Raw genomic sequence first — 23,520 nt, forward strand, 5'->3', positions numbered from 1 at the left:
GGTTTATATGAAAAAAGGCTCATAGCTCATGGCTCATGATCACATCGCTTTCCAAGAGCGTTTCCCGCTTTCCATATTGGCTTGCATCTCTTTGCCTTTTTCATTTTTCGTTGTGACCGTTCCGGTCATGGGAGTTAATTGCACTTTTGCAGGCACGGTGTGGACGCTGCTCCTGCATGACGATCAAAATCTTATCCGTGCAGAATATCCATCGCAAAAAAACAGATGGGAAATCCCATCTGCTTCAATTCAAACAAGGTCGCCGTTATGGCTCCCGGCTTCGAGAATCGGACTGGGTTTTATAAACCATCTTCACATACAATGGCAATGGCAAATTGAAAATCTGACCAATTATCATTTTGGATGGCTCTCATGATATCGGCATTTCCGACATCCCCCTATCTAATTCAAAGGAGGATTTTATCTTAAAAATTTCCCCCTCGAGAGGGGGACAGGGAGGTGTAGGTTTTTCAAAATGAGAATTGCTGGAAGGCCTTAGACTTCCTAACCTTTTTGTTCAGCATACCGCGCCAGAGTGAAAAGAAAATCCGCCAGGCGGTTCAAGTAGGCATGGACTTCAGGACTGTCCAGCAATCCAGCCTCCCTCATTTCCACCGCGCGGCGTTCCGACCGCCGAACAATGGTTCGCGCCAGGTCCAGTGCAGCACTCGCTGCGTTGGTTCCAGGAAAAATAAACTTGCGTGGCAACGGGACTTCTTCCTGCAGTTTCTGAATCCAATCCTCCAATCTTTGAGTGGCTTCCGTCCCGATGTTGTAATCGTTTTTCATCGCGTCATCACAGGAAAGTTGTGCTCCCAGGAGCAGCAGGTCTTGCTGAACGGCAAGAATCATGGACTGGATGGTTTCATTCTTCGTGAAGACCTTGGCCAGCCCCAGGGCGGAACTGGCTTCATCCAGAGTCCCGTAGGTTTCAGGGCGCAAGCTCGCTTTCGATACCCTCACACCCGTGAGCAGACTCGTTTCCCCCTCATCTCCCCTTTTAGAAAAAGTGAAAATACCCAAGTTCTCGCTCCCTTCTCTTCTTGAATTTCGCCATCATTGACATTCATTTCCAAGGTTATTCAGAAACCATCCAGGAAATGAAAGGAACTCAGATGATAAAGCTGCTGCCGATCCAACTAAGAGCCTATCCAAAAACCTACCTCGGCAGCGGTCCCCCTTGGTCCCCCCTCGAGGGGGGAATTGAAGGGGGGTGTCGCAAAGTCCACAGGGGGGTTCCGGATAGGTTCTTAGTACTCCAGCGCGATAATTACGCAACCAGATTTGTTCAACCCTAAGAGGCTCCAGGCATGTTAAAATTAAATAAGAAGGCAACAAACAGGAGAGGAGTACAACCATGCCTGGACCTCAACACAAATACTGCATCTACATTCCTCCAGAGAAACGGAAAGTATTGAAACATCTGAGAGTGAGCTACACAAAACCCTATGCGGAGGTTGTAAGGGCTCGTATCCTCCTCCTATCGCATGAGCACCCGGAATGGAGCATCCGGCAGATCGCTGATGAAGTCGGATGCAGGCCATCCACCGTTAAGAAGTTCCGCAACAGATGGGTCAATGAAGGTAGCCTCAAAAACCACCCCCGACCCGGAGCCCCAAGAAAGCATCCTTCTGCCGTGAGGGCTCAGATCACCTTGTTGGCCTGTTCGAAACCGTGTGATCATGGCAAGCCATGGCAACGCTGGTCTGGAGAGAAGCTTTGTCAAGTCGCCAAAGAAAAAGGAATCGTCAGCCACATTGCCCCGAGCACTATTCGTCTTTGGCTGAAACAGGACAAGATCAAACCCTGGCAATATCATCTATGGCAAAAATCTCCTGATCCAAAATTCGTTGAGAAAGCGTCTCCAGTCCTGGATCTCTATGAGAACGCTCCCCAGTTGTTCCAGCAGGGTGAAGCTTCCGTTTGTATCGATGAGAAGACCTCCATTCAAGCAAGAAGACCTCTTCACGAGACCAAACCCGCCATAGCCGAACACCCCGTTCACGTGGCATCCCGATACAAACGGATGGGAGCATTACAGCTGTTTTGTGCTCTTATCGTCGCCAATGGAATCACCTTCGCCCGTACCTTCGCTCGCAAGCGCTTCGCGGAGTTCAAAACCTTTCTTCTGAGTTTCTTTTCTTCAGCCATTGTCAAGGGATTCAAGGTTATTGATCTCATTCTGGACAATGGCTCTACGCATGCACCCAAACAACTGGGCAAATGGATTGCTTCTCTCAACCTTTCTTTTAATGTTCGTATCTACTGGCTTCCCACATATGCCAGTTGGCTCGATCAGGTTGAGATCATCTTCAGTAAGGTTACAAGGGATGTACTCACTCCCAACGACTTCAACGACAAAAAGGAGCTTTCACAAATGCTTATGGGTTACTTTGATGAGCTCAACAGACATCCAAAACCCATAAAGTGGACCTATACGAAAACAAAGCTCGTGGCCAAGTTCGCTCCAAAATCCGTGCAAATGGCCGCGTAATTAGCGCGTTGGGGTACTTAGTGCGTGAAACCTTCCTGGGAAAAATCCGACCAATCATCCCCATGGGAGATGCGAATCTCTTCAAGGAGTCGATTGGTCGCCTCTTCGATCCTGTCGATGTCCCTTTCGTCCACCGACTCATCCGTCATGTCCCGAATGGATTCCTTAAGCGTCTTGAATTGTTCAACAATCTCCCGCTTGATCTTCCCATCCCCCAGGCGTTCATTCAAATCCAAAATCGTATTGACGCAACTCTCCACGCGCAATCGCAAATGCCTGGGTTTCCTTTTTTGTCGAGAGAGGCCAAGGACCATACCGAAATATTTCCTTAACAGGGTCAGCCCCTTTTGTAGAGTTCTTCCTTATAGATTCGATACAGGGCAAAATGCTCTTTCAAAGAGCGGTTCAGAATGATTCCCGCCTTTTCGAGTTCTCTTGGGTTCAGGATCATATCCACACCCATGCCGAAGGCCGCCAGTTGATCCAAAGTCGGGTGGTTCTCACTGAGGAGACACACAAAGAGTTGTCTTCGCATGTCCATGGGCAAAAGTTGGAGATGCCCGAGCACGAGATTATGGTCGGGTGTCCCTCCATCAAAGCTTTCATCGAGCAGAATCAAGGTATAGGAATTATGATGGATCTTACTGACGGCAGAAGCGACGTTCGAACCGCGAAATACACGGAAATCCATTTCTTGCAGGATGCCCTCCAGCTTTTCAAGCCTGGAAGGCTCAGAAACGCAGAGAAGACAAGTATTCACCCCTTCTTCCGCCATATCGAGGTGGAGGACACTGTCCGAACCAGCCTCCGGATTCACATTTCCTTGCCTGGAAGGGGGGTCGGCTTTTCCACAGGATTCCCCATCGGTCTGAGTTACGCCCTTTTCTTTGATTTCAATGGGAGTTTTGCACCTGGGACACAAAACCCTCAGCATCTTCCCCTCTGGGATTTTTTCATCGGGCAACGAAAACCCTGCCTGGCATCCTGGGCATTGAAACCTCACTTTTCACCTCGCTCCACCCAAACAGGTCCAAAAAGCAAAATCTTCATCTTTTTACAATACAGGCTATAAATGCCTTTTGACAATTCAAAATTTAGAACCTTTCCCCTCTTCGGTCATTTTGCCTTGTATGTTTAAAGAAATCCTCCTAGATTCATGAAAACTTCAAACTCGGGCGGAAAGAGAGGAAAGAGTCGTTACATGCCGTTGGTCCCTTTTTTGTCTTCCCGCCCATTTCTGAGGTATCAAAAGAGGCAAGGACTTTCCCAATTGAAATGAGGAGGTGTTGCAAAAATGGAAAAGGTTCGTTTCGGACAAACCGATCTTGAGGTTTCCATTGTTGTTTTGGGTACTTGGGTTACAGGGGGGTGGTTATGGGGAGGGGCTGATGATAAGGAATCCATCAAAACCATCCATCGAGCTCTGGAGCTGGGGTTCAACTTTATCGATACGGCGCCGGTCTACGGCTTTGGGAAATCCGAAAAAGTCATCGGACAGGCATTGAAGGAATGGGGAAACCGCGGTGACATCGTGATCGCCACCAAATGCGGGTTGGAATGGGATGAGAAAGAAAATGTTCGAAGGAATTCCAGCCCTCAGAGGATTCAATATGAAGTCGACCAGAGCCTCAAACGGCTGGGAGTGGACTGCATCGACCTTTATCAGGTCCACTGGCCTGACACTCAAACCCCTTTCGAAGCAACGATGCAGGCACTGCAAAAGCTTCAGGAATCAGGCAAGATCCGCTACATCGGCCTCAGCAACTTCAGCAAAGAACAGATATCGGCCTGCCTGCAGGCGGGACCGGTGCACAGCCTGCAACCCCCCTACAATATTTTCGAACGTGAGGCGGAAAAGGAGCTTCTTCCTTTCTGTATGGAAAACGGCATCGCCACACTGGGCTATGGGGGATTGTGCCGCGGGTTGCTCACAGGCAAATTCACGGGTGACGAACAATTCGCCAAGGGGGACCTGCGCCGTTTCGATCCCAAATTCAAGCCTGACCGTTTCAAGCAATATCTGAAGGCCGTCGATGCGTTAAAGAAACTCGCCGCCAAATATGACAAAACGGTGGCCCAGTTCGCCTTACGGTGGGCCATTCAACAGCCGGGGCTCACGACGGTCATAGCCGGTGCAAGAACTCCCCGGCAGGTGGAAGACAACGCAGGGGTCTCAGACTGGAGGATCACCGAGGAAGATATCCGCAAGGTCGATGAAATTTTGGAGAAACATATCAAAACGCCCGTGGGTCCTCAATTCATGGCACCGCGCTGAATGGATGGTTCGTGGCTCATAGCTGATAGCTCATAGCTGATAGCTCATAGCTCATAGCTCATAGCTCATAGCTGATGGTAAATGGGGGATGGGACGTCTTTTGCCGGCGCTTTGAGGGAAGGCCCTTTCGGGCCTTCGGACCAGGGGTGCGATTCCCCCTCGCCATCCTTCGGCCGCATCACTTTCATAAGCGGGTCATGCCCACCATGACGGAAAGGCCTCCGTGCTTGATCGTCCAAAATCGCATGGAGGGCAGTCCCATGATCACTGCAAGGGAACGGTCGGGAACCAGTATCGCTACGTGCCACCCGGCAAAAGCACGGCGCAAGTGGATGGCGAGAGGGGCATAGAGTTCCTTGCCCCCCCCTTCCAACCGCAACCCATAGGGGGGGTTGAGGAGCAGCAAGCCCGGCTTCAGCCCGAGATCGCGGGGGTGGAATTGAAAAAAATCCTCGTTTATCCATCGAATGTCCTCTCCCACCCCGGCTTCGAAAGCATTTTCCCGAGAAACCGCAATGGCCTCACAGTCATGATCTATCCCCACGATGGGAACGGGGGAATGGGGAAGAGCGTTTTCCCTCGCCTTACGGCAAAGGTAACCCCAGGTCTTTTCCTGAAATGCCGGCCATTTTTCAAAGAGAAACGGCCGTGACAACCCTGGAGGCAGATGTCTTCCCATCAGAGCAGCTTCGATGGCGAAGGTCCCGGATCCGCACATTCCGTCCACCAACGGCGAATCCCCACGCCACCCCGAACGCATGATAATGCCCGCCGCAAGGGTCTCACGGAGAGGAGCTCCCATATGCCGCCTGCGATAGCCTCTCTGATGCAGATGGGCCCCCGTCGTATCGAGACTGATTCGACATTGATTCTTTTTCAGGTGGATGAGCATTCTCTGTTTAAGGGGCTCGAGAGATGCGGGTTCGGCGGTGGAATCTTGATCGGATTTCCATCGGCCCGGCGGCTCCATCTTTTGCAACATGAACCGCTTCCGCACAGCTGCCACTACAGTATCGGCCACCACCCCTTCATGTTCAATGCGTGAATGCTCCACAAAAGCCTCAACATGAAGGGGAAGAGTCCTATTCAGCCACAACTCCCAGGGTACGCCGCAAACCTTATGAAACAACTCTTCCGCGGCGCCCGCACGAAACGCAGGAAGACGACAAAGAATGCGACTGGCCGTCCTTAGCCATAAGTTGCTGAGATAACAAGCACTGAGATCCCCTGAAAACTCTACGCCGGCTTCCGTTATTGCCAGGTCAGGCATTCCCAGGGCTGAGAGCTCCCCCTTGCACAGAAGAGAAAGTTCCGGGGGAGTCACCGCCGCGAACCGATGCACCGGGACCTGGACGTAGCGCTTCACATGACGTAGGTAGGCCTTGCTTTCCTCAAGTTCCTTTTCAATTTTACCCGATTTACCCGACACGCACTTTTCCTTTCTTCAAATTCCTTTTGTCTTATCGAATGGGAAAAAATATATTTATACCCGCAGTGATTGATCATTTCACTTTTATATGAAAAAGGCTCATGGTTCATAGCTCATGGCTCATGATAACATCGCTTTTCAAGAGCGTTTCCCGCTTTCCATATTGGCTTGCATCTCTTTGCCTTTTTCATTTTTCGTTGTGACCGTTCCGGTCATGGGAGTTGATTCGAAAGGCCATTCTATTCACTTCGCCCGTCATTTTCCATCGACTCACTTGACGAAAATGGAGCCTTCTTATAATCTTTATATTCTCGAGATTTTCGATGGTTCTTTTTCTTGTCTTCTTGTCGTTTTCATACAGGGTCGAAAGTGAATCCCTCCTGATGAATGGATCTGGATAGTCAAAATCCAAGGAGCGCCATATTTTGAACACTGGTCCAAGCAAGAAATCAAACGGCCTTGGTTTGCCCGAAAATTACCGTCCCCGCCATTTTGCCGCCCTTTGGCAGGACCCTCCCCATGGTTGGCGAGATCATCTGGCTGCAGCCATCCAAGAGGGGGGCGGGAATCAAATGCCCAAGATATTTTTCCGGGCTGATGACATCGGCGCAGGAGGCCAGCCATTCGAAGTCTTGTGTCGTTTGTTCCGCCGCTATGAAGTCCCTCTGGCTATGGCGGTCGTTCCAGCCTGGATCAGCAGTATCCGCAAAAAACAGCTTTTCGATGCGGCCCCTCTGGATGAGCCGCTCTGGGGTTGGCACCAACACGGCTGGCGCCATGTCAATTGGGAGCGTTCGGGAAAGAATTCCGAATTTGGCGAACAACGCCCCTTCGAAAAACAAATGCGCGACATTTCGCAGGGGTGTCGGAAAATGCAGGAGATCTTCGGAGACCGACTGGCCGAAGTTTTCACTCCACCATGGAACAGGCTTTCCAATGCAACCATCAAAATTCTTCATGAATTGAATTTCAAAGCGGTTTCCATGACCGGCCCCTTTCCAAGAGGATACAAGAATACGGAAGGCCTGAAGAATCTGAGGATTCAGCTCGACCTCCATACAAGAAAGGCTAAAGACGGTATCTCTGATTTCAAAACGCTGTTGGAAGAAATCACCGTCCTTTTGGGAAAACGGGAGCGGATCGGGATCATGATTCACCACCAACGTATGACTTCTTTTGCTTTTGAATTCTTGGAGGAGCTGCTCCATCTATTGAAGAATCATAGCAAAGCACATTTTCTGGATTTCAAGGAGCTGGCAGCAAATCCGAATGAAGAATAGGCCATTGTTACTCTATGCGGATGAGGCGGGAAATATTCTCGATTGCCCCCATCTGGAAATGGTGGGGGCAAGCGCAGACCTCTGGCGGCGTCTGCAACCCGGCGACTGGATTCCACTCCCTCTCGGCAGCGAACTTTTTCTTCTTCCAGCCCGTCTTCCCGTGGGTTTCAACCCCGAGACAAAACGGTTTGAAATCCTGTCCCACGACCCCGTCAACCCTTCCCAAAAGGTGCAGGCCGTAGCCGCTTTCATGGCTCCCGCCCACACCCAGACTTATTCAGCTGCCTACAAAACCCTGCCGGGAGCCCCCTTGCTTCCCCTTTTTGCCTACACGGCCGTGGGTTGGCTGAACGGGCGATTCGTAGCGACCGGAATTCGGGTGGACCCGGACCCCCGCCAGGATCTGCGCAATTTCAATCCCAAAACCATCGAACGCAATGCGCGCCGCCGAATGAACCGGGAAAAACGCAACCGTCTCATTCAGCACTTGGGGAAATGCGCTATAACGTACGGCTGCCCCGCGGCGCGAAATCTTTTTATGGACCGCTGGGAGGCTCCCCTCCCCACTTCACCCGTCTGCAACGCCAGGTGCCTCGGGTGTATCAGCTTTCAGGAACGGGAAGATCTCTGCGCCAACCAGGACCGCATCACCTTTGTGCCGACTCCCGATGAAATCTGCGGTGTCGCCGTTCCGCATTTGAAAGATGCCCCCAGGGCCGTCGTGAGCTTCGGGCAGGGGTGTGAGGGAGAACCGCTGCTCCAGGCCGAAACCCTCGCCCAGGCTGTCCGCATGATGCGCCAGGAAACTCCTCGAGGCACGATCAATCTCAATACCAACGGAAGTCTCCCTCAACGTGTCGAAAAACTATGCGAAGCCGGCCTGGACAGCATCCGCGTGAGCATGAACAGCTCTCAACCCCAATACTACCAGGCCTATTTCAACCCCCGGGGCTACACCTTCGAGGACATCAAGCAGTCCCTGAAAACGGTTAAGGATTATGGACGCTTTGCGTCCATCAACTATTTCGTTCTCCCGGGGTTTACGGACAGCCGGCCCGAATTCGATTCCCTGTGCCGCTTCATCGAAGAAACCCGCCTGGATCTCATACAGATGCGCAATCTCAATATAGACCCGGAATGGTACCTGCGACACCTGAAGATCCCCCGGGACGAGGAACCTTTGGGCATTCGTCCACTGATGAAGAGGTTGAAAGATCGCTTCCCGGAGCTGCGCCTGGGATACTTCAACCCCTGCCTGAACGAAACATAGAGATCAATCCCTCTTCGCCGCTTGCGAAGGAGCGAGGAAAGGAAAACGACATTTGGTCAAGTCAGCTTTCTGGAAAAAATGCAAACCAACCGTTTCCCGTCACTGGCTTTTGCTCACCGCCGGCCTCTTCTGGTCGGCAGTCGGAATGGTTCTTTGCATCATGGCCTGCTACTGGCTGGCACATCTTGAATGGCCCCTGAATGGAATCGGTGTGCTTCTCGGTTTCGGGGGCGGTATCGCCGTTTACCGTTTCGGGTTCAGCCGCATTGCAAAGAAAAACATCGCCCGCATCTTGAAAAAATCCGAAAATGTCTGTTTTTTCGCCTTTCAGGCATGGAAAAGCTATCTCTTGGTCATCATAATGATGTCTTTCGGCTACACTCTGCGCCATTTGCACACGCCACGCATCTTTCTCGCCGTGATCTATGCAGCCGTCGGAACGGGACTTGCCTTGAGCAGTTCTCTTTACTACAAGTAGGGGGATTTTCCCCTTTTCCACCGGTGAGAAACCGCAGCAATCCATGCCCCTCAGTCGTTGAATGCGGTGAAGCTCTCCACTGTGGCGGCATCGAGGCTCTCAGCAAGCTGCAGGACCAGTTCGAGGGCGCTCAAATAGTCTTCCATGTGAATGACCGCGTTATGAGTGTGAATGTAGCGGGCCGGCACTCCCAGAACAATCGTCGGAACCCCGGTCCCGTTGAGATGAATGACGCGGGCATCGGTGCCGCCGCTCTTGCGCACTGCCAATTGATAGCGCACCTTGTTGGTTTCCGCAACCTGGACGGCAAATTGCACAAACCGGCGGTTCATGATGGCAGAGGGATCCATGATCCGGATCTGCACCCCTTTTCCCAGCTGGCCCTGTCGCTCTTCATCGGAAAACCCCGGCAAATCATCGGCTGGAGTTCCTTCCAGCACAATGGCTGCATCGGGATTCACTCCAAAGGCGGCTGTCCGGGCTCCCCGCACCCCCACCTCTTCCTGCACCGTACCGACCGCCAGTATGGTGTTGGGGTGAGCGATTTTTTTGAGCATTTGCATGGCCTGGATGGTGAGCGCCATCCCCGCACGGTTGTCGAAGGCCTTGCACAAAAGAAAATCCGGATTGTGCATGGGAGTGAAAGGGCTTTCCGGGACGACGACATCCCCGGGAGAAATGCCGAAGCGATCACGAACGTCTTCGGCATTCAATGCTCCCACATCCACAAACATGTCATCCAGCTTCATCACTTTCTCGCGTTCGGCTTCGCTCAGAAAATGAGGAGGTTTGGCCCCCACGACTCCGAGCACTTCTCTCCCTTCCTGAGTCAAAATACGCACACGCTGAGCCAGAAGCGTATGAGTCCACCACCCTCCCAGGGGAACCATCTTGATCATTCCAGCCTTGGTGATGCTCTGAACCGCAAAGCCGACTTCATCCATGTGCGCCGTCAGCATGATGCGGGGATTTACCTTGAGACCCTCCTTTTCCTGGATGATATTGCCGGACTTATCCGTCCGTACCGATCCATCCAGTTCCTGGCGGAAAATGCGGCGCACTGCATTCTCACAGCCGGGAGCGCCGTGAGCCTCACCCAGTTTCTTCAAAAGCTGCAGAGCCGTTGCCTTTCTTTTTTGAACTTCCATTCCTCCTCCTTTATGAAAAAAGGCTCATGGTTTGTAGCTCATCGCTCGTGATCACATTGCTTTTCAAGAGCGTTTCCCGCTTTCCCTATTGATTTGTATCTCTTTGCCTTAGGGAGTGAGTCGCTCTTGAAATCCTCATTTAATTCCTTCATATTTTCTTCACAATCAAATGTTAATGTGTTTTAATTCAATCAGATTAAGGTCCCAAGAACCTCCATCACATTGAATTGTGCCGGCGTCATATCAAGCCTCCCTTTGGAGGGATAAACTCAAATCCAAAAGGCTCGTCATATTTTTCCCGCTTTTCCAGGCGGGTGAATCGAGGCAAGCGCCATGAATGCAAGGATCCTTTTGGTCGATGACCACAAAATGCTGCGAAACCTTTTGCGAGTCATACTGGAAGACTGTTCCGGTATATGCGTCGTCGGTGAAGCGGAAAATGGCCAGGAGGCATTGGAGCTGGCCATGCACCATAAACCGGATGTCGTGCTCATGGACATCAGCATGCCACAGATGGACGGCATCACTGCAACCCGTAAAATGATCACGGAAAACCCCGGAATCAAGGTGATTGCATTCTCCATACATTCCGGAAGCGAATATGTGAAAAGGATCAGCAGTGAAGATCCAGTAGATCTAACCACAGCTCAAAAGTGCTCCCATGGCGTTCAATGCAGTTGATCCCAGGTTGAAGATACAGCTATCCCATGTGCACTCATTCTGGTGCTGTTTATAAAGATTTATAGATGTATGGGGGATCAGAGCCTGGAACATGGACATCCTTCAGGAAGTGTCAAATCGTATTTGGAATGGCTGTGCCCGGACTCTATCGAGGAAGTCCCGAGCGAGCCTGAGGTTGCGCCAAGCTTCGAGAAGTCTGAACGCGATGTTTTTGGCCGATCCCACTCCCGTGGGGAAAGCTCTCCGAAAGAGACTGCCTCTTTGGATGAGCTGAAAAAGAGTGCAGGCGATCTGCAAGAGAAGGTAGAAGATCTTGCAGGCGACATCATTGTTGCTGTAAACATGTTCCAGTTCAAATCCCCCGTTTTTTTGGACATTGAAGCCCTCGTTTTCAATGATCCATCTGCTCCTTCCTCCATCGTTGGCTATTTCGATGGCGCTTGCCTGACTGATTTTGAAATTGGTAACCCACTGGAATCGAGTGGTCCTGATCTGCCCTGTCTTATCCGGTTTGGTCTCAAGGCACCGGAGAACGCAAAGGGAGTGCTCTCTGTTTTCAGTATCGATATAGGGAATATTGTTTACCCACCGGTATTGCTGGTGAATTCTGGCTTCTTTGCCTGTCCGGTACTCGAGGTGACACTCAGGATGGAATCTCTGGAGGGCCTCGAACTGTTGCTCAACGGAGGGGAGGTTATCCTTGTGAACGATCAAGAACTTCCAGCCGTATCGGTTGCACAGGTCAAAGGTGGGGCCGCCGGCAAAGAGGCTATCGAGGCTGATGCACAGGGGAAGCCGGGGGAATCTTTCTTTGAGCCTTTGTGCAAGCCGGTAGAAAGCCTTGAGCTCACAGTCCTGTTTGCCGGGATTCTCCCCGGGGTTCTCGATGAATTCCGTCATAAGGGAGAAGGCGAATCCGTTTGGGGTCACGAGCTTTGCCTCGAGCACCTCGTGGTAGTAGATCGTCTTGGTTCCGTGAGTCCGGGTGAGACAGTACGGGCAATGTCTCTTGTCGAAGGAAATGGTCCCCGTCCCATCGACAGCCACAACATAGTAGATGCCCCGAAGTCTCCAGCGAGAGAGCACCTTCTTTCTGATGAGGGTTTCGGCCATCCCGGTAACGGCCTCTTGAGCCTCTTGCGGAGAGAGCCTGAGGTAGAGATCATTAAGGGTATCACCATGGGGAAAGGAGTCGACACCGAAAAGGATCTCGAACTTTTCCCTGGAGGGCTCATTCTTTCGGAGTTGGTATGTGACCTGTCTTCTGGCTCCGAGTCTCAGCAAGAACATGAGAACTCCTGCAAAGCAAAGAGATGCAAGAGGGTAGTTGATCTTCCTCTGGTCTCTCGGATCGGATGCGCCTCCAAAAATCTTCTGGAAACCACCGAAGAAATGCTCCACCGTCTTGATGAGAATTCCGATCAGAGCTTCCTGCTCCTGCTCAGCGCTGTCCGTGGTAGGATTCATGGTTCGGAAATCAAAAATGAGATTGTTTTTCAATGCGGCCTCCTTCACCCAACGGGAACTCCAGTTGAGCGTGAAGAAATTATTTTCTCTCTTGAGAGGAAGCCCTCTCGTTTTTTGATTTTATCCCGATTTACTGTGCGAAGAAAAATCAATCGTTATTGCTGGAAAAGGATGCTGGAAGCGGGTGGGGTCGGATATGTTCTCAAGGATTCTTCATTTGAAGAAATAATCACCGCTATCCATACTGTGATGTCGAACAACACCTATTTGAGTCCAGGGATCGATTTTACAGCCGGTCCATTGCAGAAAAACGAGTGAGACCACCGGTTGAATCCGACGGTAACGAAGATCGTTGCATGCCGACTCCGATGAAAAGCGGGTTTCAAGGAAAAGCGGCTACTTTTCGAACCAGGCCACTTCCAACGGATTTCGCTCTGGAAGGCGGTAATAGACGTGCCTGGGATAGCCCACCATGAGTATCCCTTTGACCTGTTTGTCTTCGGGAATCTTCAGGAACGCGATCAGTGGCTCGTATTCTTTGGCCGCAGCCTGCGCAAAGCCGGCCCAACATGTTCCCAAATGGAGAGTGGTGGCGTAGAGTTCCAGGTATTCCAACGCAAGATACGTCGTGGCCTGTGCTGCGGCCCCCAACTCTTTGGCGCCCATGGCGACAATGATTTGCGGAGCATCTCTCAGAATTTTGTCTTCCCCCTTGTCGAAGGCCTTTATGAGTCCGGGCATTCCGAGCCGGCTCGCCTCCCGGGGATCGGCTTCGACCCTCTTTCGCATCCAGTCCACCACCAGTTCGCTGATATGGTGGATATTTTCCTTCCCTTCCACTACCAGGTACGAAATCCCCTGGGAGTTGTGCCCGGAAGGCGTATACCTGGCTACCTCGAGCAACCGGAGCATCGTTTCGCGAGATACGGGTTCTTCTTTGTAACAACGCACGGAGCGGCGCGAGCGGAGAAAAGTGAAAGCCGTTTCGGAGTCTAAAACGGGGTATTTGTGAATGGGGACCTGCTCCGCAAGAGGAGTTCTCACATTGTCGAGGGCCCCGTGAGGACAGACCGCCACGCAATGGCCGCATGCAATGCAAAACCGCCCCATCATGGGACGGACCTTCGGACCCTCCTTTGCATCCAGCATCAGAATATTGAGCGGACAGACCTCGACGCAAAAACCATCCCTTTCACACTTTTCCATATCCACGCGAATCAAACCCATAACGTTGTCAGTCCTTTCTTATTCTTTGATCTTCAAATTCCTCGGCCCTGAACATTCTTCTCCATTTTAGGGAATATCGGTCTTTTTGTCAGATTTTTTATCCTGGCAAGAAGATCGAGAACTGCCCACTCACTAATACTACAACCGCCATATGATTAGAATGAGCATACCTTCAATGTGCACCCCAAGAATCGAGAACGATAGTGACTTTGTCGGGCCTGAAGCCTTCTTTTTCGTCTCCAGCGGGACCAGGCCAACCGAAATTCAGGAGAGTGTACTGGCAAGGGCAGAACGATTTCAAGCAGTCGCCTCACCTCTGGAACTGTCAGCTCGGCCAGCTCTGCGTCTTTTTTTCCCCTCCTCCGAAGCCCGGATCGAGCTCAGCCAGGTATGGGCCATCATAGAGAGGGTAATGTGACGATGCCAGCTGTGCCAGTACCTGACTTCATAGTGATCAAGCCCGGCTTCTCCTTTGCCTTCCTCAAAGCATTGCTCAATGGTGTAGCGGGTCGATGCCACCTGGGCAAGACGAGTGAGAGGAACATTCTCGGGAGCAAAGCAAAGGTAGTAGGCCATTTCTTCGGGTTTGGCTACAGATCGTCTGGCCAGAAGCCAGACCTCAGGTCCGGGGAGCTTGCCACGGCTCTCGATCACACGAACCCTTGCCCAGTCATAAGTTCTCGGTCCCTTTTCTCCTTTTGCCACACTGAACCGCTTCCAGACATCAGGAGACCATCCCATCACCACCTCAGCCACCGTCCCGGCATGCGGAGCATCCTTGGCCAACCGTACCCTTGTGGGTGGCCTGCCCATCCCTTTGCGCAAGGGCTGTTGGAGCAACGGTCGCCTGGTCCAAACGGGGGTATTGCAAGAGACTGCCAAGACATACCAGTGTCCACTCTCCTGGATAGCTGCTCGAAGTTTCGGAGAATCCCCGTAGATCTCATCTCCTGTGACCCAGCGTATCGGGACACCCATTTTCCAGGCATGATCGAGCATCGAGAAGGCCTGTTCGGGCTTGGTCTCAAACACCACCTCATCAGGAACCTTCGCCCCCTTGCGTCTTACCATGTCATTGGCCCAGTCCTCGGGAAGAAAGAGTCTTCTGTCCAGGAACACATGTCCTTTGGCCGAGGAATAGGTGAGGAAGGTTCCCACCTGAGAGTTTTCCACCTTCCCGGCCGTACCCGTGTATTGTCTTTTCACCCCGACAGACTTATCACCTTTTTTGATAAAACCCGTCTCATCTACGACTCCAATTCCTTCCGGGTCTGCAAAATTCTCGATCACGAACTGCTCCAAAATATCCCGTGCCTCATCCGCATCCCAGTTCACTCGGTAAAGCAGCCTTTCCATCTTATCCGGTCTCTTATCTCCTATGGCCTCAGCCATCTGCCAGCCGTTCTTGCGCTCAACGGGTGCAAGCAAGGAGTGAAGGTATTTTGCCGACTGTTCCCGAGATTGCGCCCGGGGGAATAGATGAGAAAAACGAGCATGAAAGGACCGAAAAGAATCTTCCCAATAATCCAACTCTTTCAACGTCATGACCGTTACCTCCGAAGGTTTCTCTACCTTATAATATATCCGGAAGTGCGGCATTTTACATATGGCGGTTGTAGTACTAATCAAGGGAGGAATTTGTCTCAAGGGGAATGGCAGTGAGACATTGGTTATGTATAAGAGATACCCTCCGGCATCGGCGGGATGCGTGTGAAACGGTTGGTCCGAATAAAAAACAGGGTGACCGGGGGCGGTCACCCTGCTGTCTAAGATCACCCTCCGGCGAAGGGCTGTGGGCTTTTTGCGTCATCAATGCAATTTTTTAACTCTTCTTTATCCACTTTCGATGGATCCTTCAGCGCATCAAGTGGGCACACAAATTCGTTGCCGGCTTTGTCCTTCACCCAAACAAACTGTGTTCTCCCTTTGGGGGAATATGCCTCTGCCATGTTTCCCTCCTTTGACCCATGAATAAGGTCCAATACTCTATGAATCACTCTTAATTTTTTGACAACCTCACGAAACCATTTATTTAGTTACATGGACAATTTAATAAGAATCGAGTTTTCATGAATCAAGAGGCTCTATAAAAAAAATTGCAAGCCACCTTAATGACAGGGAAAAATTGTCGGATCGAGCGGCAGTTCGTTCGAGATGTCCGTCTCCCGGAAACACCTCCAGAGAAAAACAACGGAAGCGCGGTTACTTTGCCAGCTTGGAGGCGATCTCCGCCACATGCCGTCCCTGATACCTTGCGGCAGCGAGTTCATTTTCGCTCGGCGTGCGTTCTCCCCGAGCTCCGGCAATGGTGGAAGCGCCGTAGGGAGAACCTCCCGTGATTTCGTCCATGCGCATCTGACCTTCAAAGGCATAGGGCAGACCAACAATGACCATTCCGTGATGGAGCAGGGTGATATGAAAACTGAGAATCGTGGATTCCTGGCCGCCGTGTTGCGTATTGGAACTCACAAAAACGCTTCCCACTTTGCCCACAAGAGAGCCCTTTACCCAGAGCTGCCCCGTGGAATCGAGGAACTGTCGCATTTGCCCGCACATGTTCCCGAATCGCGTCGGAGTTCCAAAAATGACGGCATCCGCTTCAACAAGATCCTCCACGGTGCAGACGGGAACATGAGCCATGGCTTTTTGACTCTCCTTCGCACCCATTTTTTCAATCACTTCTTCAGGCAGGGTCTCGGGAACTCTGCACACCTTGACCCCTGCGCCTTCCACCTGGCCTGCCCCTTCTGCAACAGCCCCGGCCATACGATGTATGTGACCGTACATGGAATAGTAAGCCACTAAAATTTTCATAGCAGAATCCTTTCCAGAATCTTGAGAAATCCAATACCATAAACGCCACCCCCGAAGATCCGCTCCTGGAACTGGTAAGTGTCTATCCGAAAACCTATCCTCGACAGCGGACACTCCCCCTCGAAGGGGGAATGACGAAGGGGGGCTCCAAGGTCCATAGGAGGCTTCCGGATAGGCTCTAAGAAATTCCTCTGCTTGGGAGCCGAACCTGCTTCGATTCCCCCTTGAAGGGGGGCCAAGGGGGGTGTTTTTCTGGTTCGCAAAATCTTGACACCCCCTTCCCCCCTCAAGGGGGGAATTTTCAGACAGCCGCCTGTAAATAATTCTGACAATCTTCGGAGCCAAATGAACCGGAAGGCTGTCTTGCGCCAAAGACGGCTTTGAGACGGCGTTTGTAGCATCAGGATTGTCGTAGTGACCCGCACTACCCTTCCCATCCCAAGAGTCAAATCAGGAAAATGCAGCTTGCCTCCTGCCATGAAAGATAAAAGCGATCTTCCGGACTGTGAATCCCTGGCGACCAAGAGCCTGTAAAAAAACTATACTCCGCGCGGATGAGATCCCGACTTCTTGATGACCTTGTAGGAACGGCCGCGTACTTAGGGCTTATCCGAAAACATTCCTCGGCAGCGGACACCCCCCTTAGTCCCCCCTCGAGGGGGGACTAAGGGGGGTGTCGCAAAGTCCACAGGGGGTTTTCGGATAGGTTCTTACAGTTTTCGGTATCAAGATTGATGCCTTACTTCTCGCGCATCGACAGTTTCTGCCAATGACTGCCCTTTACCCTTTGAGCAAACGCCCGATACTGGCTTTGAGATCCTTCATTTTGACAGGCTTCGGGAAAAAATCGTCAACCTTGCCTCTCATGGCCTCTAACGCTGAATCCATGTTTGCAAAGGCCGTAATCATGATGACCTTTGTATCCGGAGATTCCCCCTTGACCGTCCGCAGGACTTCCATGCCGTCTTTGCCCTTCATCTTGAGATCGGTAATCACAATGTCGAATTTCTCCTCTTTCAGTCGAGCCAGAGCAGGTGTTGCACTGACGAAGGCCTCCACCCGATATCCGTCTTGTTCCAAAACCGCCTTGACCATCTTGCCCACAATATTTTCGTCATCGATGACCATGATTCTATGGTTGCTCATCTTTGCTTCCTTTCATATCGTTATGTGCAGGTAGTTGAATGGTGAAACATGTCCCCTTTCCCAGTTCACTGCTGACCATCAAATTGCCGCCATGATTCTTAATGATCCCGTAGCTCACAAAAAGCCCGAGCCCCGTCCCGTCGGCTCCCTTGGTCGTAAAGAAGGGATCGAAAACATAGGGGAGGAGTTCCGAGGAAATGCCTTTTCCTCTATCCCTGACTTCAATTTCAACAGAACCTCTATCGTTCGACAGGGAAGAAGTAATGGTGACCGTATCCCTCGGCGATCCGGCCTGAATAGCGTTTGTGATCAGGTTGATGAGAACCTCGAGAATCTGGTGTTCATCGATCATCACTGGCGGCAACCCATCCTGCAACAGTGGTTGTACTTCGATGTTACACACGCAGATCATGTTATGAACGAGCTTGAGACTCTTCTTGATCGTATCGTTAATCCCAACCGCCTTGAGATGCAATTCCTTCGGTTTTGCAAAGTCCAGGAGGTTTTTGACTATTTCTTTAATTCTCTCCGTCTCTTCCTCCACCTTGTTCATAAAATCAATGCGATCTTCCCTGCTTAGGTTATCATAGAGTTCCACGTAAGCCTGAGCGAGCATGGAGATGTTATTGAGCGGGTTACCCAGTTCATGGGCGACGCCCGCTGTCAGAATGCCGATGGAGGCAAGCTTCTTCGACTGAACAATCATCTCCTCCCGATTCTTCAGTTCGTCGGACATCGAATTGATCGCTCTCATGACCGACCCCAATTCGTCGGGAGGAATATCGGATTCAACTTTGCTGAAATTTCCTTCGGAAATGAAGCGGGCCACTTTCTCTATGTCTTTCAGGGAATGCAAAACCTTGCGGGAAATTAGCTGGCTGACGCCGAAAGCTGAAAGGAGGATGAGACACAAGGATGAGAACAGCCCTGTCCTGGAGCCGGATACGATTTCATTGAGCTTGCTCCTCTCCAGGCGTGTGAGTCGGCTCGAAAACTCTCTGAGCTTCTGGCCGAGTTCGCGAACCCTTGCCTGTACCTCCCCATTCTTGGGATTTTCCGCCTCCGCATTCTTGATGGCTCTCGCATAATCCTTAAAACTCGTCTCGAGCCGTGCAAAATTGCTCTCACCAATGGCGCGGACGATATCCTCCTTTGCGAAGTCGATTGTAGCGCCGCTTTCATCCAGTTTATTATGGATATCCGGGAGCGCGGATTTATCTTCGTACAGAAAGAAGTTCTTCTCGGAGAGCCGCATTTCAAGGAATGAGGCATTGAGGTCGTCGGCAATTTCCATGAAACGCAGCTTGGTCAGAACCAGATTGAGATTGTGAAATGCGAAGAAGCCGGTCACTGCGATCAAGAGGACGTCGAAGACATTGACAAGAATGAGCTTGTGAACAATTTTCATTCGTTTTTCCTTATGGGATGAAGCCGCATTTCGTCGCTTCACCATGTTCCTTCCTGACCGGCCAGTACCAGACCATCCCGTCAACCGCCATGGCTATCCCTGCCGCAATGACCGTGGAATCCAGGATTGTAAAAAGGCTCAAACCGAAGTAGCCGATAAGACCAAGACCGATACCGGCAAATGAAATGCCGGTACGTATGAAAGAGAGGCCCGTCCTGGCTCTGGCATAGATGGTGCGAAAGCACGCAAACACGGTGCGCTGAGCGGCAAGCGACGTCCTCTCATGAGCCAGGTACGAGCGTACCTTATTGTCGAGTGACGCCTCGATGTATACGCATGAATTGGGTAAAAGATCGGCCAAACGGCACAGCATGGTACTCTTCAGGAAAGAATCCGCAGGCCTTTGTTCCACAAACTGGTAATTTTCAAGGAAATAGAGGGTTGCAGCAGTCACTTCCACCAGGGTCTCATGTTTTGGTGGGCTCAAGATGGACTTCTTGATCTTGAAATAACTGAAAAGCCCGAACAGCACAAAGAGCCCCCCCACCATGATCATCATCCAGTAAAGGGCAAGGAATGGGCTCTGTTTGCGGATCAGCAGGAGAGTCCGGCCGATCGTAATCAATCCCAGCCCTCCACGGAGAAAGCTCAGATGAGTCCTTGCACTGGCAAAATCCGTCCGGTAGCAAGCCAATCTCGTTCTCCACCGCGCCATGGTATTCCGCCAGAATGCCAGCCCGGTTCGTTCATTCCCGATCAAATGTTCCGGATCGGCGTTCAGGAAATCCTGGATGAAGAAAAGGATTTCCTCTCTGAGTGCCACGCGGAATTCACAATGTTCGACATGCAGTGATTCCTTCACTTCGCTCATGAGCAGCTCATCGCGGGGATCCGAGGCGGCAATGATTACCCTTTCTCCCTCTCTGGCCACGGGAAACCACCCCTGCATGCAGAGCTTTTCCGGGTTCAAGCCCGCAAGAAGCTCCGGCGGCACAGGGATCCTCTCATCGTATTCAACCCACGCGCACTGATAATATTCGCCGAGGGCCTCCAGAAGCCTGCGGCGAGGGATGAGATAGTCGTAGCGGAGAATCTGTTCGATATCCGCATCCCGGTAGGCCGCGGACTCCTCTATGGACTCGAGTTCCTTTTTATCCAGCAGACCCCAGTCCAACAGGAGATGAAACCGCTCGATCTCCGAGTCAAAAGGTCTACAGGTCATCATGGCTGAATTCAACCTTTCGCCACGTTGTTGAAGGCTTCGCGTAATCGACAAAAACAATCTCCATGTCTCCAAGACAGTAGGAAAACTCTTCTTTCATTCTCTCAGCAGGGATATGCCAGTAAAGCCCATCAGCAATGAACGCCAGTCCGATGACGAGCAGAACCAGATTACAGAGAGTCCAAATGGTACTGCCCAAACCAAAGTAAACGAGGAGAACCATCCCTACAGAAAAAATACTGCTCCCGGTCCGGATGAATGCCATGCCGGTCCGTGAACGCGCCATTATCGTCCGAAGCCTTGATTTGACATTGCGTCTGTCGGCGATCAACGTTCGCTCCAGCGCCAGGCCGGTGGTGCCCCATATCCCGAGGGCATGGTCTCTGTTCAAGAATAGGGGCGGTGAAGGATGATCGGAGTTCACCTGTCTATGGAGCGGGGGAAACATGAACTCCCATATGGAAGTCCTGTTTCTCATGTTTTGAACGGCCTTGAAACTTTCATCCCCCGCTTTTCGACCGGGGACATACCAGTGGAAACCCTCCAGCACCATGAGCGCACCGGAAAGAATGAGAAGTGCATCGAAGAGCGACCAGGGACCGGCATGGAACTGCCTGAACAAGCCGATTCCCAGTCCGATAAAAGAGACGCCGGTCCGGGTGAAAGCGAGACCGGTTCTCGCTCTTGCCATTCTTGTTCTGTAATTTGCCAGGATGGTCCGCTCTTCGGCCAGGTCGGTCCTGTCGATGGCAAGAAACCTGCGCTTCATGACCGGAGAGAGTCTATTCCATAAAGATCGAAGTTTTTCGGCCCCCTCGACGGGAGGAGTCCGACGGAATGTTGGGGTCTCACCAGAATAGCCGAGCTGAAGTATCGTGGTTCCAAATGTCGGTTCCGTGCCGGTGTAATCGATGCGGTTCTTATTTATTTTCCTGGCGGGGAGGTACCAGTAAACGCCATCGACTGCCATTATCACTCCTCCGACAATGAGCAACGCCTCCAGGATGGTAAGGAAACCGATACCAAAGATTCTCAACAGCACCAGCCCAATCGATATGAAAGCAACTCCGGTACGTATGAAGGCAAGACCAGTCCGGCCTTTGCTCAGGGTAGTCCGATACTGAGCGAGCAACACCCTCTCATTTGCAAGCCAGGTGCGGAGTTTTGCAAGGCGCGTCCTCCCCGCAGAATCGGGAAAGCCCGGGTTGATGTCCCCACTGTTTTCCAGTATCCGGATTATATCCGATGGAAGGGCTACGACTAACTTCAGGGTATCTACCCGAAGGATTCTTTTGATTGCTTCCAACAGAGATTTTTCGGCAGGATTGAAGATAACGACTTTAGCCGTACCTGCACGAACGCCAAGAGGGCACCACAGTCTTTTCTTCAGTTCATTGAAATCGACCTGGGCTGAAAGGTTTTCGGGAACCGTAAGTTTTTCATCATATTCGATAAAAGGAAGACGATAGTGGCTGGAAAGACAGTGCAGGATGTGATGTTTCGGGATTCCCTTCGTCAGCAAGAGTCTTTCGACCTGTTCTGCGGGGCTGCGCGATATTCTTGAGATTTCCTCCAATTCTACCCCGGTGAGCACCCCCCTGTCGACAAGCCTCTGGAACATGGAATCTTCAACCCGAAAGACCTGGAGCTTTCCCGTCAACTCACCCTCTGTTATTCTGCCATAAGCCATAGTTAATCCTAGAGAATCAACGTAATCGAAGCAAGATTGTCACGATGCGAACGAAAATCTGATGGCCGATATATGCTTTTATGTATTTTTTTGTCTCGCCCGGCTCCAGAGGCAAATATTGCGCCAAATTGATAACTACTCTTAATTGCATGATTTCTTTGAAAGGATATGATCATTATGATTGAAATGGGAATGGAAAGTGTTTCAGTTTGAAATCGCATGTCCTCCTTTGGCTCACTCGCATTCCATATTGAAACACAATCGTCCTCGATCGATATTGACAATATCCATGCAACGGAGAGGACCTGCAGAGAGGATGGAACGAAGACCTCAGCGATTGAAATGTGCGCAGCTTTGGCGTAGAACATCCTCATTACCCCATAAAAAACTATCCGAAAACCTCCCTCGCCCCTTTGGGAAGAGAGCCGGTGCGAGGGATTTCCGGACGGGCACTGAGAGCCTATCCGAAAACATTCCTCGGCAGCGGACACCCCCCTTCAATTCCCCCCTCGAGGGGGGACCAAGGGGGGTGTCGCAAAGTCTACAGGGGGTTTTCGGATAGGCTCTAAAAGGTGAGTCTGGAGCGGCTTGAACCAGCGAAGGCGGTGGAATTCTAGGAAGGGCGCTGACTTATGTCGATTCTATTCATTTCACGCGGCACCATGTCCGGAGTCTATCAATTGGTGAAATGCCTCGTTGGACGTACGGGAATCCGCGAGGTTTCTCATGAAGATCTGACAAAAATAGTAAATCGGCATGGCGAGTTGGCAACTCGCGTGATGCAGCAGCTCGATGGCGCCATCTCGGCATACGATCAGTTCAGCAGATTGCGATGGCCCTACTGGGTTCTGATGCGACAGGCCCTGCTGGAGGAAGTTCTCGCGGACAACATGGTCTATCATGGTTACTCGGCTCATTTCCTGTTGCCGACGCTACAGCATTCCATAAAGGTTCGCATCGATGCTCCTCTCGATCTTCGAGTGAAAATGACCATGAAGCGTCTTGATTGCGATGAAAAGGCCGCTCGAGATTACATCACCAGGGCTGACGACGAGCGTGTGCGGTGGGCGCGATTCATGTACTACCGGGACGTTCGTGATCCCAAATATTACGACCTGCACATCAACTTGGGACACATGAGCCTGGATGCGATCTGTGGAATTTTGGATCGAGCCATATCGGAAAAAGAATTCCAGACCCTTCCCGAAACGAGGGCCGAGGTGGAAAGGCTTTTTCTCGCTGCATCCGTCGAGGCAGCCCTGGTAACGGATCCACGGACCTACGATCTTGAAATCGGGGCAAAAGTTGAGGGTGCCGATGTATATCTCTCCGGTCCTTACCTTGCGGACAGGCAACTCGCAACGGTGACGGAAATTGTTGCAGGGATAGCCGGTGTTGAAAAGATCAGATACGCTCCCGGCTATGCGGCCACATTCGGCATCTTACACGGGAAATCATGAGGGAGTGTTAAACCGTGAAGAGCCGCAAGGT

General features: G+C 51.4%; 22 protein-coding genes. 8 read left to right on the top strand and 14 right to left on the bottom strand.

Annotated elements, in window-relative coordinates:
* Positions 1 to 28 precede the first annotated feature (28 nt).
* Positions 29 to 376 carry a hypothetical protein gene (locus QMG16_RS07530; protein ID WP_281793361.1) on the top strand — a complete coding sequence of 116 codons (348 nt, stop codon included), beginning with the start codon at positions 29 to 31 and terminating at the stop codon, positions 374 to 376.
* A 128-nt stretch (positions 377 to 504) separates the two neighbouring features.
* Here QMG16_RS07530 and QMG16_RS07535 read toward each other — a convergent pair whose 3' ends face one another.
* Positions 505 to 1,023 carry a cob(I)yrinic acid a,c-diamide adenosyltransferase gene (locus QMG16_RS07535; RefSeq protein ID WP_281793362.1) on the bottom strand — a complete coding sequence of 173 codons (519 nt, stop codon included), beginning with the start codon at positions 1,021 to 1,023 and terminating at the stop codon, positions 505 to 507.
* A gap of 334 nt (positions 1,024 to 1,357) precedes the next feature.
* Here QMG16_RS07535 and QMG16_RS07540 point away from each other — a divergent pair, with 334 nt between their 5' ends.
* Positions 1,358 to 2,494 (top strand): IS630 family transposase, encoded by a 1,137-nt coding sequence (locus tag QMG16_RS07540; protein ID WP_281792982.1) that lies wholly within the window; start codon positions 1,358 to 1,360, stop codon positions 2,492 to 2,494.
* Positions 2,495 to 2,511: 17 nt separating this feature from the next.
* On the opposite strand, the gene QMG16_RS07545 is transcribed toward QMG16_RS07540, so the two are convergent.
* Together QMG16_RS07545 and QMG16_RS07550 are read right to left on the bottom strand one after the other, a co-directional pair.
* Positions 2,512 to 2,808 carry a hypothetical protein gene (locus QMG16_RS07545; protein ID WP_281793363.1) on the bottom strand — a complete coding sequence of 99 codons (297 nt, stop codon included), beginning with the start codon at positions 2,806 to 2,808 and terminating at the stop codon, positions 2,512 to 2,514.
* Between the two features lie 23 nt (positions 2,809 to 2,831).
* Positions 2,832 to 3,497 (bottom strand): zinc-ribbon domain-containing protein, encoded by a 666-nt coding sequence (locus QMG16_RS07550; protein WP_281793364.1) that lies wholly within the window; start codon positions 3,495 to 3,497, stop codon positions 2,832 to 2,834.
* Positions 3,498 to 3,788: 291 nt separating this feature from the next.
* Between QMG16_RS07550 and QMG16_RS07555 the strand changes: the two genes are divergently transcribed.
* Positions 3,789 to 4,769 carry an aldo/keto reductase gene (locus tag QMG16_RS07555; protein WP_281793365.1) on the top strand — a complete coding sequence of 327 codons (981 nt, stop codon included), beginning with the start codon at positions 3,789 to 3,791 and terminating at the stop codon, positions 4,767 to 4,769.
* Between the two features lie 184 nt (positions 4,770 to 4,953).
* Here QMG16_RS07555 and QMG16_RS07560 read toward each other — a convergent pair whose 3' ends face one another.
* Positions 4,954 to 6,198, bottom strand: a complete 1,245-nt coding sequence (locus QMG16_RS07560; RefSeq protein ID WP_281793366.1) for a THUMP domain-containing class I SAM-dependent RNA methyltransferase — start codon at positions 6,196 to 6,198, stop codon at positions 4,954 to 4,956.
* A 425-nt stretch (positions 6,199 to 6,623) separates the two neighbouring features.
* Here QMG16_RS07560 and QMG16_RS07565 point away from each other — a divergent pair, with 425 nt between their 5' ends.
* Genes QMG16_RS07565 through QMG16_RS07575 form a run of 3 tightly spaced genes read left to right on the top strand, consistent with a single transcriptional unit; the run spans position 6,624 to position 9,226 of the window.
* Positions 6,624 to 7,478, top strand: coding sequence for a polysaccharide deacetylase family protein (locus QMG16_RS07565; protein ID WP_281793367.1), 855 nt, complete (start codon positions 6,624 to 6,626; stop codon positions 7,476 to 7,478).
* The gene (locus QMG16_RS07570; RefSeq protein ID WP_281793368.1) at positions 7,468 to 8,748 is read left to right on the top strand and encodes a radical SAM family protein; all 1,281 of its coding nucleotides are present in this window, start codon (positions 7,468 to 7,470) and stop codon (positions 8,746 to 8,748) included. The genes QMG16_RS07565 and QMG16_RS07570 overlap by 11 nt, the downstream gene beginning before the upstream one ends.
* A gap of 52 nt (positions 8,749 to 8,800) precedes the next feature.
* Positions 8,801 to 9,226 carry a hypothetical protein gene (locus QMG16_RS07575; protein WP_281793369.1) on the top strand — a complete coding sequence of 142 codons (426 nt, stop codon included), beginning with the start codon at positions 8,801 to 8,803 and terminating at the stop codon, positions 9,224 to 9,226.
* A gap of 50 nt (positions 9,227 to 9,276) precedes the next feature.
* On the opposite strand, the gene QMG16_RS07580 is transcribed toward QMG16_RS07575, so the two are convergent.
* Complete coding sequence (locus QMG16_RS07580; protein ID WP_281793370.1) at positions 9,277 to 10,374, bottom strand: M42 family metallopeptidase; 1,098 nt, start codon at positions 10,372 to 10,374, stop codon at positions 9,277 to 9,279.
* A 333-nt stretch (positions 10,375 to 10,707) separates the two neighbouring features.
* Between QMG16_RS07580 and QMG16_RS07585 the strand changes: the two genes are divergently transcribed.
* Positions 10,708 to 11,055, top strand: coding sequence for a response regulator (locus tag QMG16_RS07585; protein ID WP_281793371.1), 348 nt, complete (start codon positions 10,708 to 10,710; stop codon positions 11,053 to 11,055).
* Between the two features lie 102 nt (positions 11,056 to 11,157).
* On the opposite strand, the gene QMG16_RS07590 is transcribed toward QMG16_RS07585, so the two are convergent.
* The 9 genes from QMG16_RS07590 to QMG16_RS07630 all read right to left on the bottom strand — a co-directional run bounded on the left by QMG16_RS07590 (position 11,158) and on the right by QMG16_RS07630 (position 22,029).
* Positions 11,158 to 12,555 carry a hypothetical protein gene (locus QMG16_RS07590; RefSeq protein WP_281792283.1) on the bottom strand — a complete coding sequence of 466 codons (1,398 nt, stop codon included), beginning with the start codon at positions 12,553 to 12,555 and terminating at the stop codon, positions 11,158 to 11,160.
* 363 nt (positions 12,556 to 12,918) lie between these two features.
* Positions 12,919 to 13,749 carry a nitroreductase family protein gene (locus tag QMG16_RS07595; RefSeq protein WP_281793372.1) on the bottom strand — a complete coding sequence of 277 codons (831 nt, stop codon included), beginning with the start codon at positions 13,747 to 13,749 and terminating at the stop codon, positions 12,919 to 12,921.
* A 297-nt stretch (positions 13,750 to 14,046) separates the two neighbouring features.
* Positions 14,047 to 15,294, bottom strand: a complete 1,248-nt coding sequence (locus tag QMG16_RS07600) for an IS701 family transposase (protein WP_281793373.1) — start codon at positions 15,292 to 15,294, stop codon at positions 14,047 to 14,049.
* Positions 15,295 to 15,521: 227 nt separating this feature from the next.
* On the bottom strand, positions 15,522 to 15,698 hold the full coding sequence (locus QMG16_RS07605) for a hypothetical protein (RefSeq protein WP_281793374.1): 177 nt from the start codon (positions 15,696 to 15,698) through the stop codon (positions 15,522 to 15,524).
* A gap of 253 nt (positions 15,699 to 15,951) precedes the next feature.
* Positions 15,952 to 16,563, bottom strand: coding sequence for an NAD(P)H:quinone oxidoreductase (gene wrbA / locus QMG16_RS07610; protein WP_281793375.1), 612 nt, complete (start codon positions 16,561 to 16,563; stop codon positions 15,952 to 15,954).
* A 780-nt stretch (positions 16,564 to 17,343) separates the two neighbouring features.
* Positions 17,344 to 17,709, bottom strand: a complete 366-nt coding sequence (locus QMG16_RS07615) for a response regulator (RefSeq protein WP_281793376.1) — start codon at positions 17,707 to 17,709, stop codon at positions 17,344 to 17,346.
* Entirely contained in the window at positions 17,696 to 19,117 is a 1,422-nt protein-coding gene (locus QMG16_RS07620) for an ATP-binding protein (protein ID WP_281793377.1), read from the bottom strand. Before QMG16_RS07620 ends, QMG16_RS07615 begins: the two co-directional genes overlap by 14 nt.
* Before the next feature lie 10 nt (positions 19,118 to 19,127).
* A complete protein-coding gene (locus QMG16_RS07625) occupies positions 19,128 to 20,342 on the bottom strand; it encodes a GspE/PulE/PilB domain-containing protein (protein ID WP_281793378.1) in 1,215 nt (404 codons plus the stop codon).
* Positions 20,329 to 22,029, bottom strand: coding sequence for a GspE/PulE/PilB domain-containing protein (locus tag QMG16_RS07630; RefSeq protein ID WP_281793379.1), 1,701 nt, complete (start codon positions 22,027 to 22,029; stop codon positions 20,329 to 20,331). The genes QMG16_RS07625 and QMG16_RS07630 overlap by 14 nt, the downstream gene beginning before the upstream one ends.
* 632 nt (positions 22,030 to 22,661) lie before the next feature.
* On the opposite strand from QMG16_RS07630, the gene QMG16_RS07635 reads away from it, so the two are divergent.
* Positions 22,662 to 23,489, top strand: a complete 828-nt coding sequence (locus tag QMG16_RS07635; RefSeq protein ID WP_281793380.1) for a cytidylate kinase family protein — start codon at positions 22,662 to 22,664, stop codon at positions 23,487 to 23,489.
* Positions 23,490 to 23,520: the final 31 nt, after the last annotated feature.

This window comes from Desulforhabdus amnigena, from assembly GCF_027925305.1.
In the GTDB taxonomy this organism is placed as follows: Bacteria; Desulfobacterota; Syntrophobacteria; order Syntrophobacterales; family Syntrophobacteraceae; genus Desulforhabdus; species Desulforhabdus amnigena.

Bases quoted from the DNA above. Each gene is read 5' to 3' on its own strand.
- QMG16_RS07530 (WP_281793361.1), top strand. From the start codon at position 29: ATGGCTCATGATCACATCGCTTTCCAAGAGCGTTTCCCGCTTTCCATA.
- QMG16_RS07540 (WP_281792982.1), top strand. From the start codon at position 1,358: ATGCCTGGACCTCAACACAAATACTGCATCTACATTCCTCCAGAGAAA.
- QMG16_RS07545 (WP_281793363.1), bottom strand. From the start codon at position 2,808: ATGGTCCTTGGCCTCTCTCGACAAAAAAGGAAACCCAGGCATTTGCGA.
- QMG16_RS07555 (WP_281793365.1), top strand. From the start codon at position 3,789: ATGGAAAAGGTTCGTTTCGGACAAACCGATCTTGAGGTTTCCATTGTT.
- QMG16_RS07570 (WP_281793368.1), top strand. From the start codon at position 7,468: ATGAAGAATAGGCCATTGTTACTCTATGCGGATGAGGCGGGAAATATT.
- QMG16_RS07580 (WP_281793370.1), bottom strand. From the start codon at position 10,374: ATGGAAGTTCAAAAAAGAAAGGCAACGGCTCTGCAGCTTTTGAAGAAA.
- QMG16_RS07585 (WP_281793371.1), top strand. From the start codon at position 10,708: ATGAATGCAAGGATCCTTTTGGTCGATGACCACAAAATGCTGCGAAAC.
- QMG16_RS07595 (WP_281793372.1), bottom strand. From the start codon at position 13,749: ATGGGTTTGATTCGCGTGGATATGGAAAAGTGTGAAAGGGATGGTTTT.
- QMG16_RS07600 (WP_281793373.1), bottom strand. From the start codon at position 15,294: ATGACGTTGAAAGAGTTGGATTATTGGGAAGATTCTTTTCGGTCCTTT.
- QMG16_RS07605 (WP_281793374.1), bottom strand. From the start codon at position 15,698: ATGGCAGAGGCATATTCCCCCAAAGGGAGAACACAGTTTGTTTGGGTG.
- wrbA (WP_281793375.1), bottom strand. From the start codon at position 16,563: ATGAAAATTTTAGTGGCTTACTATTCCATGTACGGTCACATACATCGT.
- QMG16_RS07615 (WP_281793376.1), bottom strand. From the start codon at position 17,709: ATGAGCAACCATAGAATCATGGTCATCGATGACGAAAATATTGTGGGC.
- QMG16_RS07620 (WP_281793377.1), bottom strand. From the start codon at position 19,117: ATGAAAATTGTTCACAAGCTCATTCTTGTCAATGTCTTCGACGTCCTC.
- QMG16_RS07625 (WP_281793378.1), bottom strand. From the start codon at position 20,342: ATGATGACCTGTAGACCTTTTGACTCGGAGATCGAGCGGTTTCATCTC.
- QMG16_RS07630 (WP_281793379.1), bottom strand. From the start codon at position 22,029: ATGGCTTATGGCAGAATAACAGAGGGTGAGTTGACGGGAAAGCTCCAG.
- QMG16_RS07635 (WP_281793380.1), top strand. From the start codon at position 22,662: ATGTCGATTCTATTCATTTCACGCGGCACCATGTCCGGAGTCTATCAA.